Source organism: Pseudomonas sp. USHLN015 (assembly GCF_037153275.1).
In the GTDB taxonomy this organism is placed as follows: domain Bacteria; phylum Pseudomonadota; class Gammaproteobacteria; order Pseudomonadales; family Pseudomonadaceae; genus Metapseudomonas; species Metapseudomonas tohonis.
This window is the reverse complement of record NZ_JBBCKP010000010.1, coordinates 126,764-138,364: the sequence shown is the minus strand read 5'-3', so window position 1 is coordinate 138,364 and position 11,601 is coordinate 126,764. Positions and strand designations below refer to the sequence as shown.

Genomic DNA, 11,601 nt, shown 5'->3' with positions numbered 1-11,601 from the left:
CGACTGCCCGGCTGCGCTTTTCGTTCAGGCCGACCGTTCGCCCTTCAGGTCGAACCCGGGGCGAGCCGGGGCAGTCGGACACCATAGGACCCCTCTTCCCCACGCCTGGAGTGACGTCATGAAAAGCTACGACTGGGAACTCATCGAGCTGCTGCTGCACAAGGTGCAGGAGTCGGCCAACGTCAACTTCGCCCCGCGCGAATACGCCGCCGAACTGGCCGAGCGACGGCAGGCCGCCGGGCAGCCGGTGGGCGGCACCCTGGACCACCTGAAGATGCTCGCGGCGGACTACGAGCGCTTCCTGCTGGAGGGCGGCTACATCGACCACCGACCGGAAAGCGCGGGGGGCAACGGCGAGAACTTCGTCCTGACCGAGCGCGGCAGCCGCCTGCAGGAGCTGATCAACAGCAGCCTGCCGGCCAACCTGCAATTCCGCGAGCTGCTGGACGAGAAGGGCGAAGCGGCGCTGACGCCCGAGGTGTTCGACGAGTTGGCGGCGAGGGCGGCGCGGGCGTGATGGCTCAGGCGGCGCTGGGCGACTGAAGTCGCCCCTGCATCGCCCATGCAATGCCCCGGCAGGCACGGGGTCCACCGCTGTGTAGGGTGGGTACATCGCCGCGAAACCCGCCGTTCGGCGCATCAGGCTTAGCGGGCCCCGGGCTGTCGGGGCGTTGGGCCTTGCTGCGCTCTGCAGCCAAGCTGCACGCCCCTGCCTGCCGATCGCATCAATAGTTCGGCGGGGTTTCCGGCAGCACTTCCGGGTCGGGGATGAAGGGCATGGCCCAGGGATCGAGGTTGCGGCCCTGGTGCACGAGGTCCATCCGCGCCTGTTCCAGGACGCCCGCCAGGCGCACCGGGTTGGCGTACTGGGTGCTGCGGATGTGGCCGATGTCGAGGACCCGCTGCCCCTGCAGGTCCGTCACGGTCAGGCTGAAGCTGTCGTCCTCCTCGTGGGCCAGGGCCTTGCAGCCGTATGGCAGGAAGGCTTCGGTGGCCAGGCGCATGGCGTTGTCCAGGCTGATTGGCGTGGTCATGGCAGTCTCCCGCTGCAGTGCGTTGAGTAGGGTGGACAGCGGGATGGGGGGACGCGGTTCCGCCGGGGTGACGAACTGCAGGCGGCCGATTTGGTGAGTCGCCTGTCCTGCCTGGACAGTGCCCAGCGCCTCCCCGGATTGTTACCCTTCGATGACAAGCGCCGCGGAAGACGGCGCCCCTGTTCACGGAGCCCCGATGAAACGCCTGCTGCTCGCCTTGTCCTGCCTGATCGCCTGCGCCCCCGCTACGTTGCTGGCCTGGTCCAACCACTCCCTCGGCACCTGGCTGGCGTTGGCCGACCTCGAGGAGCTGCGTCAGGCGGAGCCTGTGCAGGTTGAGACCCTGGAGGCCTTCCTCGCCGCCGAGGGCGTGGCGCTGGAGCAGTTGCTGGATGAGCAGGAAGCCTTCGCGCGGGAGCACTTCCCCGGCTATCCGGCCCGGCCCGATGACCTGCGCTGGCTGCCCGGCTCCACGGGGGACCGTCGCCGTGCGTTCCTCATGGCGTTGCGGGTGAACCCGGAGATCCGCCTGGCCAGCTTCGTCCAGGCCCTGCCGGGCCTGCAGCTGCCGGACCACCGCTTCCTCGGCGCCGAGCAGGTGCTGGTGTTCCGCAAGCTCAACCTGTGGAACGAGTGGCGCTTCATCGCCGTCGAGCCGGGCGAGCGCCTCAACCCGCTGGCGGTGCTGGCCAGCGCGGCGGACGAGCCGGACTACGGCCACGACATCAACCTGTTCAGCGACAACCCGGGGGAGGTGGGCGCGCGCTATGGCTTCGGCACCCAGCCCTTCGGCGACGCGCGCTTCGAATACTCCTCCCAGGCGCCGTTCCATATCGGCTACTACCACGAGTCGGCGCTGATCTACCGCGCCGCGCCCTTCCTCGCCCGCACCTACCCGGAGATGCGCGTGCAGCAGTACCTGGGCCTGGCGCGCTTCGCCTTCGAGAGCGGGCACGACTACTGGGGCTATCGCTTCCTCGGCTGGGCACTGCATTACGTCCAGGACCTGACCCAGCCCTACCATTCCAAGGCCCTGCCGGGAGAGAACACCGCGACGCTGATGTGGACGGCGATCAAGGCCGCGCTCGGCCTTACCGCCGACAAGGAAGCGGCCATCGAACGTGTCGCCACCCGCCACACCGAGGTGGAGAAATACCAGGCCGACTGGCTGCGCCGCCTGCTGCGCGAGGGCAGCAACGACAGCCCGCTGCTGGCCGCCTACCGTGACCGCTCGGTGGATGGCGACTACCCGCCGTTCGACCTGGGCTACCTGCGCGATGTGGTGTCCCTCGAGGCCTATGACGCTGCCGATGGTTTCGACGAGCGTATCGGCGCCTGGCTGGCCAAGGGGCAGCCGGGGGCGGACTTCAGCCAGGGCAACCAGCTCAAGCCGCCAGCCAGCGATCCCGAGCTGGATGCGGTGCTGGTGCAGCTGATCCGGCACTTCTCCGGCCACAGCCGCAACCTGGTGCGCACCACCCTGCGCAGCCCCTGACCTAGAGGCGGATCACATGGCCTTCGTCCGCGGCCACCCGGCCGTGGAACAGGTTGCTGATCACCTCTCGGGCGGCCGCCATGCCGTTGCTCTCGACCACGCGCAGGGCCGGTGCCTGGCCCTTGCTGACCTGGCGATAGAACGCCAGCAAGCCGTCGCCGATATAGGCGCCGACCCGCTGCGGGCCCCACTCGGCGTTGCGCTTGCGGATCTGCACCGGGGCGAAGAAGAACGATGGCATCGGCCCTACCGGGCAGCCGAGCACATTGGCTTCCGGCGTCTGTGCGGAGCCGGCGAAGCAGCTATGTACCAAGGCGTTGCCGAAGTGGCGGTGGACCCGCTCGCGCAGAGCCAGGTCGCCGGAGAAATCCACGTAGAGCGTTGGCTGGGTGCCATCCAGACTTTCCAGCTGCGCGTAGTCGCAGCTCTGTGCATAGCAGCCGAGGCCATCGACGAAGGTGCGGTTGCGTGGTGAGGTCAGTGCCACCAGGCGCAGCCTCGGGTGCTGCTGGGCCAGGCAACTGGCGGTGCCGTAGGCGGTCTTGCTGGAGGCGCTGGAGAACACCACCTGGCCCGCCCCGAACAGGCCGTTGTCATCGAGGAAGTCGGCCAGCATCGCGGAGGTGAGGAACAGCGGCTTGAGCAGGATCTGCAGCGCCTCGGTTTCCGTCTTGTAGTAGCCGTCCCAACTGCAGCGGGTGTACTGGTTGTAAGCGGAGGTCAGGCTGCGCCGGTGCTCGGCGCCGTCGTAGAAACCCCGTGGGCTGACCCGTTCGGGCTGCATGCGCAGGTGGCTGGCGATGGGGTAGTAACCGTAGAAGCGTTCGCCGCGTTCGATGCCCGGCACGTTCGAGTCCACCACATCGGCGAAACCCCAGACCGGCATGTGCCCCCAGCCCTCGATGCCGGTGGGGAAGAAATTCCAGTACTGCATGGAGTCGCCGAAGGCGGCGTAGGTGATGTTATTGGTGGTGATGGCGCAGAGATCGATGCGCAGCAGCACTTCGCCCTCGCCGGCGCGCAGGTCTTCCGGGACCTGGTCGATACGGGTTTCGTCGAGGGCATCCTTGCGGGTTAGGAGGCGTGTTATGTTTTCCGGGCTGTTCATTTCAGGCTCCTTGCTTCGGTGTTGAAAGGGGTGTGGATACGCTATCAACGCCCCGCTCCAGGCGGGTTCGGATTTGGAAACCAGCACCCGTGGAACCCACCAGGCCCCGTAACAAGCCGCTCAAGCGCCCCACCCAGGCCCGTGCCCGCTTCACTGTGGAAGCCATCTACGATGCTTTCGTTCGGATATGGCGCCAGCGCGGCTGGGAGGGGCTCACCACCCGTGCGGTGGCCCTGGAGACCGGTGTCGCCGTCGGCACGCTCTACGACTATTTCCCCAACAAGGAAGCCTTGCTCTCGGGCTACGTGCGCCACCATGTGGAGCTGTTGCTGCAACGCCTGGACCGCGAGGTGGTGCTGGCCAACGGGCTCGACTGGCAGACCCGCGTCCGCCGTCTGGTGCGGCTGAGCTGCGGCCAGGCGGAGGAGCAGCACCGCCCCTTCTTCGATGCCGGCCTGTTGCTGCTGGAGGACCGCATCGCTGAGCCCAAGCACCAGCAACGGGTATTCGAGGAGCTCTCGGGCAAATGGCGCGAGGCCATAGCCGCCTGCGCCGACCTGCCACGCCAGCCCTCGGCCGAAACCGTGAATGCACTGTTCACCGCGCTCTGGGGCGGCCGTCGCTACAGCCTCACCGCCCGCTTCGACAGCGCCCAGGTCGAGGCTTGGCTGTTGCAGATGGAAGCGCTGTGCTGCATCCGTCTCGCGCATGAGGCGTAGCGCTCAGCGGGGCAATCTACGGCTTCGCGAGCAGCGCTCGCTCCTGAGGTGTCGAGGGGGTGGGTGGGCCCGGTGTCGGCCTGGAATGCGGTGTTCACCAGCGAGGCCCACGACTCACGCTTCGGCTATATCAACGTCAAGGGCGCCTGGGCGGTGACCCTCAAGGCGATGCCGGCGTTGCCCTGAGGCTCAGAACTTCTCGTTCTGGTTCAGGTAGCGCCACTGGCCCGGCTGCAGCTTGGCCATGGCCACGCCACCGATGCGGATGCGCTTCATCGATACCACCTTCAGGCCCACCGCTTCGCACATGTGGCGGATCTGCCCGGGCTGGGAGCCCTTGAGGGCGAAGCGCAGGCGGGTTTCGTTCTGCCAGCTGACCTTCATCGGCGGCAGCGGCTGGCCCTTGTAGGCGAGGCCGTGGCACAGGCGCTTGAGGCCGTTTTCGACGATCTGCCCGCTGACCTCGACAATGAATTCCTCTTCCAGCTTGTTGGCGTGGTCCAGGCGGCGGGTCACGCCCCAGTTCTGGGTGAACACCATCAGGCCGCTGGCGTCGGTCTCCAGCGGGGTGAGCAGGTTCTGGCGGACGAAGTGCTTCTTCAGCGGGCGTCGGCCTGCCTGGTCCGGGCTGAGGTTGCCCGGCACCAGCAGCTGCAGCACGGAATTGGCGCCCTGGCCGCTGCCGTAGCCGGCGGGCTTGTGCAACAGCAGGGTGACCGGTTCGACGGTGGCGGCGACGGCGTCGGGCTGCAGTTCGATCTTCTCGTCCTGCACCTTGAACTGGGGCTCCTCCACCACCTGGCCGGCGACGCTGACCCAGCCGTTCTCGATGTACAGCTCGGCCTCGCGGCGGGAGCAGGGCAACAGTTCGGCGAGACGCTTGGACAGGCGGATGGGTTCGCTCATGGGGCAGTACCTGGACGTGGGGTGCGCATTGTACCCGCTGCCGCCCCTGGGCAGCGGGACTGTGCGTCGGTTGCTGGCGGGCCCGGGGAGCAGGCCCCGCCAGGGGGCGGTCAGTGGACGCGCATCTCCAGGTCGCGAACGGGTTCGGGCAATGCGTCGCCTGCACCCTCCAGCGGCGTCTCGAGGCTGCCCTCGCCGTTCTCGGGTTGCTTGGCGAACAGGCCGATCAGCTTGGAAATCGGATGGCGCGGCGGTGCGGAGTCGGCGACCTGGCCGCCATTCTCCAGCGCTTCGACCGGCGCCGGCAGCGGCTCGGTGACCACGCGGAAGTCGGTGATCTCGATGGTGCCCTTGCCTTCGGCGAGCAGGTGGAAGGAGAAGGCCTTGCGTGCCTGGGGGTTGTCGAAGGCGAAGGCGACGGTCACCGGCTTGCCCTGCACCAGCCGCGGCATCTCGGGGATGGGCAGCGCCACGTCGCGCTCGAATTCCTTGGTCTTGAGCTGCAGGCGTGCGCCCTGGCGGTCCATGCGCAGGACCTTGATGGTGAGCTGGACCTGGGTACGGCTGTTCTTCGGCAGTTCCAGGTACTGGGCGCCGATCAGGTTGTCGGCCCAGTCGTCACGGGCCTTTTCCTTGAGGCGGATGCGCTCGCGGGTGGCGAACTGGTATTCCTGGCCGAGGGTGCCGCCCATCAGCGACTGGTCGAGCAGCGCGGCGCGCTGGCTGACCAGGCGTGCCTGCTTGCCGCTGAAGCGCCCGAGGAAGCGCGCCTCGTCGGCGATGAAGCCTTCGCTGCGGTAGCGCCGGCAGACCTGCTGGAAGTCGCACTCGGTGAAGGTCTCGTGGCCGTCGTGCTGGCGCAGCATGCCGTTGGTGTAGGACATCATCTCGCGGCCGCTCTCGTAGTCGCGGAACAGCGAGCGGCCGGAGAGGTTCTGCGGCACCTCGTAGCCGAAGTAGTCGAGGATCGAGGCGGTCAGGTCGACATGGCCGTACACGCCGCTCTTGATCGGCGGCAGCGAGGCCTGTTCCGGGGCCAGCACCAGGTTGAAGCCCCAGGCGGAGGCGAGGCGGACCTTGTCGATGCCATGGGATTCGTCCGAGGTGATGATCACCAGGGTGTCCTTGAGCACGCCCTGCTTTTCCAGGCCGGTGAGGAAGGCGTCGACGGCGTCGTCGAGGTAGGCGATGGCGGCCTTCTTGGCATCCGGGTAACGCGCCAGGTACTCCTCGGGAGCCGAGTAGGGCTGGTGGGTGCCGACGGTGAGGAGGGTGAGCATCCACGGCTTCTTCTGCTGGCGGATCTGCTTCACGTAGCCCAGCGCGCCTTCGAAGAAGGCCTTGTCGTCCATACCCCAGGGGAATTCCAGGTAGGCCTTGTTGCGGAACCAGTCACGGCCGAGGGTCTTGTCGAAGCCCATCTGCGGCATGATCTTGTCCTTGGCCATGAAGCGCAGCCCGGCGCCCTGCAGGAAGTGGGTGGCGAACCCGTGCTGGTGCAACTGGGCGGGCAGGCAGTCCTTGGCCCGCGAGGGGTTGTTGAGCAACTCCAGGCCCTTGGGCGTGCCGGAGTCGAGCTTGCTGTAGTCGCCGCAGAGCATCGAGTACAGGCCGCGGATGGTCTGGTGGCTGTGCAGGACGTAGTCCGGGGTGGTCATCGCGCGCTCGGCCCATTGGCTGAGGCGCGGCATCAGCGATTCCTGGTAGCGGCTGTTGATCGCCGCGCGATTGGCGGCGATGTAGGCGCCGGGGATGCCTTCCAGGGTGATCACCAGCACGTTGCGCGCACGGCCGGGCTCGGCCAGCAGCGAGGTGCCGGAGAGGTCGAGACGGGCGAGGCCGGCGATGTCCGGCGGGGTTTCCGGCTGATCGCCGTCGAGCCAGTCCTCCACCGCCAGCTGGCCGCTGTTGAGGGCGCCGGCCAGCAGCTTGTGCGGCAGGTTGAACTGCTGCCACTGCTCGGCTTCGCTCGGGTGCAGGTACTGGATGCCGGCGTGGGCGGCCAGCAGGGCGATGGGCAGGGCGAGCCAGGCGCGCGCCGGGCGCTGCGTGGGGCGGCGCCAGAGCAGGGCACAGGCCAGCAGCGCGATGGCGAGCGCGATCGCCAGCCAGGGGTAGGTGAGGCCGCCGCCCTGGGTCGAGTGGCCGACGAATTGCGGGTCCATCAGGTACTTGAGGTCGCTGGGCTCGGGCATGCGACCGACGGCGCCGACCAGTTCGGCGGTGCCCAGGGTGATCAGGCTGGAGGCGACCATCACCGGCAGTGCCAGCCACAGCGGGCGGCGGTAGAGCAGCGCGATCAGCAGCGAGCCGATGGCCAGGTCCGACAGGTAGCCGAAGCCGTCGCTCCAGCCCAGCCACCAGCGGCTGGCGAGCGGAATGATCAGGAACAGAACGCCAAGGGACAGAAGGTGAAGCGGTGAAGGCAGCCGGCGGCTGGAAGGGCGCACAGGAACTCCTGAGATCAGGCAGCGAGAATCCATGGGGGTGATGGACAGAAAAATGGGCGACGGTCGGTCGCGGACATGATTCTGAAACATCATTGTGCTTACGGCCAGTAGACAATCCGCCGCGAGGCGAATTCTGTGCACCAGGGTGTTTCGGTGGTGAGGCGACGGAAGGCGGGAAAAGAGTCGCGGACGGCATGCATGGCCCGGTTGGGCGGCGGCCTGTAGAATGCCGGCCTTGTTCATTGAGGTAAGCAAGATGGCTCTGATCGGGCGATTCAACTCCCTGCCGGTGGTGAAGCACACCGAATTCGGCCTGTACCTGGACGGCGACCAGGATGGCGAGATCCTCTTGCCCAAGCGCTACATCCCCAAGGACCAGGGCACCGAGATCGGCGACTGGCTCAATGTCTTCGTCTATCTGGACAGCGAGGACCGCCTGATCGCGACCACGCAGAAGCCCAAGGTGCAGGTCGGCGGTTTCGCCAGCCTCAAGGTGGTGGAGATCAACCGCATCGGCCTGTTCCTCGACTGGGGCCTGCCCAAGGATCTGCTGCTGCCGCATTCGGAAGAGAAGCGCCCGCTGCAGGTCGGCGACTATTGCGTGGTGCACGTCTACCTGGATCGCCGCACCCGCCGCATCACCGCCACCGCACGCCTGGATCGCTACCTCGACACCACGCCGGCGCGCTACAGCGTCGGCCAGGAGGTCGAGCTGCTGGTGGCCGACGAGACCGACATGGGTTTCAAGGCCATCATCAACGACCGCCACTGGGGCCTCATCCATCGCAACGAGATCTTCAAGTTCCTGCGCAGCGGCATGCGCGAGAAGGGCTTCATCCGCGAGGTGCGCGCAGACGGCAAGATCGCCCTCAGCCTGCAGCCGGTGGGCGAGAAGCTGGCCAGCGGCCTCAACGAGCAGATCCTGGAGAAGCTCCGCGAGGCGGGCGGTGCCCTGGACGTCAGCGACAAGAGCCCGCCGGAGGTGATCTCGCGGCTGTTCGGCGTCAGCAAGGGCAACTTCAAGAAGGCCATCGGCGGCCTCTACAAGCAGGGCCTGATCCGCATCCATGACGACCGGATCGAGCTGGTCGGCTGAGCCCTTCTCCTGGCGCTGCGCATTGCATTTTGCCCGGTCGAAAACCGCTCGATCGGGCAATTTGCACGGAATTCGCGTCTTGTTAAATTCTCAACCCATTGATTTATCTGGGGTTTTCGTTGTCCAAGAGCTGGCACGACGGCTGCAAAGAAACCCCTCAGGATAAAAAAGCTCATTGGGAGTGAATGATATGGGTCTCGACATCAAGAAGTTGGCCAAGGCCTTTCCGGATTATGAATTCAGCGCTCAGCTGCGCCCCGACGGCGGCTATGTGGTGGCGCTGGAGAAAGACGGCATCCGTTTCCAGCGGGTGGTCCCTGCGCTGAAGGTCGCCGAGCAACTGGAGTGGACCATCAGCACCATCAAGCGCGACATGGCGCTGGAGTTGGGTGAAGTGCCGCCGGTGGAGTCGCTGAAGAACCTGCACAAGACGCCGCTGCCGCGTTACTTCAACGCCTGATCTACCGCAGCGAAAACGGCCATCAGCCTGGGTTGATGGCCGTTTTTTTATGCCTGCGTTCACGGCATTGCAGAAGGCCGTGATGCCGGGGCGGCTCCAGTCGCCCACGGCGCGCAGCGCCGCTAGCGCACGGACGGGCTCACTCGCGAGCGGCCCTCCCGTCCCATCAGGTCTCGACGCCCTGGACCGGCGGCATCATCTGTTCGTCTTCGCCGGGCTCGCGCTTGTCGGCCTGCTGCGGCGGCTGCTCCTGCTCCTGGCCCGGTTGCGGCTTGCCGAGCCAGTCCTTGGCGGATTTCTGCGCCTCGTCCACCTGCTTGTTGACCTGCTCCACCGCTTCGCTGATGGCTTCGCGGGCGACGTTCTCGGCGGCTTGCTGGGCCTTGTCGGCGATTTTGTTGGCTGATTCTTCGGCGAGGTCGCAACCCCCCAGGGCCAGCATCAGGACGCTGCCCAGGGCGAAGGACGTGAAGCGGGAGGCGGGTTTCATCGGGGTACTACTCCGTGGTGGCCGGGCCTGTCGAGCGTGGCCCTGGGACGCGCGGCATGATCGAACAGGACGGCGCGCGGTGGAACGCCCCGGCGTGGGGAAACTGTATGCGGAGATGACAGGCCGCAGGGAAGGGGAACAGCCTCGGGCCCCCAGCGGCGACTGTATTGGGCCCGAGGCTTGAGGCCGTCGGTCAGCCGGCCTCGTACTCACTGACTGGCGAGCGGTGGGGAAGGTTCCCGAGTGCCGCCGATCAGCCGCCCTGTGGCGACCTTTCAGCGGGGGTTGGTCTTGTTCCGCTCCTGCAACTGGCGGATCTGCTGCTCCATCTGCTGCATGCGCTTGCGGTCGTAGTCGCGGTCATAGCTCTCGCGCTTTTCCCGCTCGGCTCTCTCGCGCATCTCGCTGACCCGCGCGTCGCGGCTCTGGCTGGCGCTGTCCTCGATGACGGTGACGCGCGAGCCTCGGGCCGATGAGCGGTTATCTTCGCCGCCGTCGTCGTTTCGCGGGCGTGGCTGCTCGGCGCTGCCCTGGATGTCGACCTGCGGCAGGTTCACCGGAGGCGGTGCCACGCCGGAGGGCGGTGCGGGTTCGATGATGCGCATGGACTGGCCTTCGCTGGCCGGGCAGGGCACGGCGGAGTAGCTGGTGGTGCCATCGTTGCCGACGCATTTGAAGACCTGGGCCTGTGCCAGGACCGGCAGCAGGCAGAGGCCGAGCAGGGTGGATCTCAAAGTGCATCCCTCACTTCGTTCAAAACGGCCGACAGGCTAGCAGCCGGGCCGTTCGCGCGAAAGTGCGCCCTTGTCGCTCAGGTGCCGGCGTCCGCCGTCCTGCGCCGGGCCAGGCGATCACGCACGAGCTCGGCGCCGCTGACCAGCAGCAGGCCGGCCAGCACCAGCAGCGCGCCCAGCATGAAGGGGGTGGTCAGCGGCTCGCCCAGCACCAGCACGCCGAAGCCGACACCGAACAGCGGCGTCATGAACGACAGCATCGACAGGCGCGAAGCGAGGTAGCGGCGCAGCAGCCAGAACCAGGCGACGTAGCTGAACAGCGCCACCACCACCACCTGGAAACCGAGGCTGAGCAGGGCCCGGTCGCTCAGGTGCAACTGGGTCTTGCCGGTGGCGAAGGCCACGGCGAGCAACAGCACCACGGCGCCGGCGAGCTGGTAGAAGAGGGTCTTCACCGGTGCCGCTTCGGACAGCGAGGAACCCCGGATGAGCACGGTGGTGGCGCCCCAGGCGATGGCGGCGATCACACCCATGGCGTCGCCCAGCAGCGTGGCGCCGGCGTCGTTCCCCGGGTTGCCGAGGAAGGCGAGGGCGATGCCGCCGAAGGCCACCAGCACGCCCAGCCATTGCAGGGACGACAGGCGCTCCTCCGGCAGGATCAGGTGCAGGCCGAGGGCGGCGAAGATCGGGGCGGTGTAGAGGAACACGCCGATGTGCGAGGCGGTGCTGCGCACCAGGCCTTCGGAGATGAAGAGGAATTCCAGGGCGAACAGCAGTCCCACGCCCAGGCCCGGCAGCAGCGTGCCGTCGCTGAAGGCGCCGCGGCCCTCGCGGTACAGGGTGATGATGCCGAGCACCAGGGCGGCGACACCGGAGCGGATCGCCAACTGCATGATCGCGGAGACGTCATCGTCCACCAGCTTGATCGACACCTGCTGGAACCCCCAGATCAGGCACAGCACCAGCATCAGGCTGCAGGCGAACAGATCCAGGGGCAGGCGGCGGGCTTTCATCATCGGTCTCGCAGGGCAGGGCCGCAGACTCGCGGCCAAGGCGGGCAGGATCGCGTCACGCCACCTTGCATTCAAACGATGTTTTGTCATCATGCT

The 11,601-nt window shown here is 67.0% G+C and carries 12 protein-coding genes; 5 read left to right on the top strand and 7 right to left on the bottom strand.

What is annotated here, in order from left to right:
- Positions 1-118: 118 nt before the first annotated feature.
- Positions 119-517, top strand: a complete 399-nt coding sequence (locus WFQ67_RS20955) for a transcriptional regulator (RefSeq protein ID WP_213628742.1) — start codon at positions 119-121, stop codon at positions 515-517.
- A gap of 208 nt (positions 518-725) precedes the next feature.
- Here WFQ67_RS20955 and WFQ67_RS20950 read toward each other — a convergent pair whose 3' ends face one another.
- Positions 726-1,034: a hypothetical protein gene (locus WFQ67_RS20950; protein ID WP_213628743.1), complete on the bottom strand. Its 309-nt coding sequence runs from the start codon at positions 1,032-1,034 to the stop codon at positions 726-728.
- A gap of 205 nt (positions 1,035-1,239) precedes the next feature.
- Here WFQ67_RS20950 and WFQ67_RS20945 point away from each other — a divergent pair, with 205 nt between their 5' ends.
- Complete coding sequence (locus tag WFQ67_RS20945) at positions 1,240-2,529, top strand: phospholipase (protein WP_442969616.1); 1,290 nt, start codon at positions 1,240-1,242, stop codon at positions 2,527-2,529.
- A 1-nt stretch (position 2,530) separates the two neighbouring features.
- On the opposite strand, the gene WFQ67_RS20940 is transcribed toward WFQ67_RS20945, so the two are convergent.
- Complete coding sequence (locus WFQ67_RS20940; protein WP_337058072.1) at positions 2,531-3,637, bottom strand: DUF2855 family protein; 1,107 nt, start codon at positions 3,635-3,637, stop codon at positions 2,531-2,533.
- Positions 3,638-3,726: 89 nt separating this feature from the next.
- Between WFQ67_RS20940 and WFQ67_RS20935 the strand changes: the two genes are divergently transcribed.
- Positions 3,727-4,356 (top strand): TetR/AcrR family transcriptional regulator, encoded by a 630-nt coding sequence (locus WFQ67_RS20935; protein WP_244862994.1) that lies wholly within the window; start codon positions 3,727-3,729, stop codon positions 4,354-4,356.
- 189 nt (positions 4,357-4,545) lie between these two features.
- On the opposite strand, the gene WFQ67_RS20930 is transcribed toward WFQ67_RS20935, so the two are convergent.
- Positions 4,546-5,262, bottom strand: a complete 717-nt coding sequence (locus WFQ67_RS20930) for an rRNA pseudouridine synthase (protein WP_213628745.1) — start codon at positions 5,260-5,262, stop codon at positions 4,546-4,548.
- A gap of 110 nt (positions 5,263-5,372) precedes the next feature.
- On the bottom strand, positions 5,373-7,712 hold the full coding sequence (locus WFQ67_RS20925; RefSeq protein ID WP_213628746.1) for an LTA synthase family protein: 2,340 nt from the start codon (positions 7,710-7,712) through the stop codon (positions 5,373-5,375).
- 256 nt (positions 7,713-7,968) lie between these two features.
- Here WFQ67_RS20925 and WFQ67_RS20920 point away from each other — a divergent pair, with 256 nt between their 5' ends.
- Positions 7,969-8,808, top strand: a complete 840-nt coding sequence (locus tag WFQ67_RS20920; RefSeq protein ID WP_111260654.1) for a CvfB family protein — start codon at positions 7,969-7,971, stop codon at positions 8,806-8,808.
- A 190-nt stretch (positions 8,809-8,998) separates the two neighbouring features.
- Positions 8,999-9,268 carry a DUF3509 domain-containing protein gene (locus WFQ67_RS20915; RefSeq protein WP_111260655.1) on the top strand — a complete coding sequence of 90 codons (270 nt, stop codon included), beginning with the start codon at positions 8,999-9,001 and terminating at the stop codon, positions 9,266-9,268.
- Positions 9,269-9,434: 166 nt separating this feature from the next.
- On the opposite strand, the gene WFQ67_RS20910 is transcribed toward WFQ67_RS20915, so the two are convergent.
- The 3 genes from WFQ67_RS20910 to WFQ67_RS20900 form a co-directional block, all read right to left on the bottom strand.
- A complete protein-coding gene (locus tag WFQ67_RS20910) occupies positions 9,435-9,758 on the bottom strand; it encodes a hypothetical protein (protein ID WP_213628747.1) in 324 nt (107 codons plus the stop codon).
- 275 nt (positions 9,759-10,033) lie between these two features.
- Complete coding sequence (locus WFQ67_RS20905; RefSeq protein WP_213628748.1) at positions 10,034-10,492, bottom strand: DUF4124 domain-containing protein; 459 nt, start codon at positions 10,490-10,492, stop codon at positions 10,034-10,036.
- 77 nt (positions 10,493-10,569) lie between these two features.
- Entirely contained in the window at positions 10,570-11,505 is a 936-nt protein-coding gene (locus WFQ67_RS20900; RefSeq protein WP_173176473.1) for a DMT family transporter, read from the bottom strand.
- Positions 11,506-11,601 lie beyond the last annotated feature (96 nt).

Excerpts from the sequence above, each read along its gene's own strand:
- WFQ67_RS20955 (WP_213628742.1), top strand. The coding sequence starts at position 119 with ATGAAAAGCTACGACTGGGAACTCATCGAGCTGCTGCTGCACAAGGTG.
- WFQ67_RS20950 (WP_213628743.1), bottom strand. The coding sequence starts at position 1,034 with ATGACCACGCCAATCAGCCTGGACAACGCCATGCGCCTGGCCACCGAA.
- WFQ67_RS20940 (WP_337058072.1), bottom strand. The coding sequence starts at position 3,637 with ATGAACAGCCCGGAAAACATAACACGCCTCCTAACCCGCAAGGATGCC.
- WFQ67_RS20930 (WP_213628745.1), bottom strand. The coding sequence starts at position 5,262 with ATGAGCGAACCCATCCGCCTGTCCAAGCGTCTCGCCGAACTGTTGCCC.
- WFQ67_RS20920 (WP_111260654.1), top strand. The coding sequence starts at position 7,969 with ATGGCTCTGATCGGGCGATTCAACTCCCTGCCGGTGGTGAAGCACACC.
- WFQ67_RS20915 (WP_111260655.1), top strand. The coding sequence starts at position 8,999 with ATGGGTCTCGACATCAAGAAGTTGGCCAAGGCCTTTCCGGATTATGAA.
- WFQ67_RS20910 (WP_213628747.1), bottom strand. The coding sequence starts at position 9,758 with ATGAAACCCGCCTCCCGCTTCACGTCCTTCGCCCTGGGCAGCGTCCTG.
- WFQ67_RS20900 (WP_173176473.1), bottom strand. The coding sequence starts at position 11,505 with ATGAAAGCCCGCCGCCTGCCCCTGGATCTGTTCGCCTGCAGCCTGATG.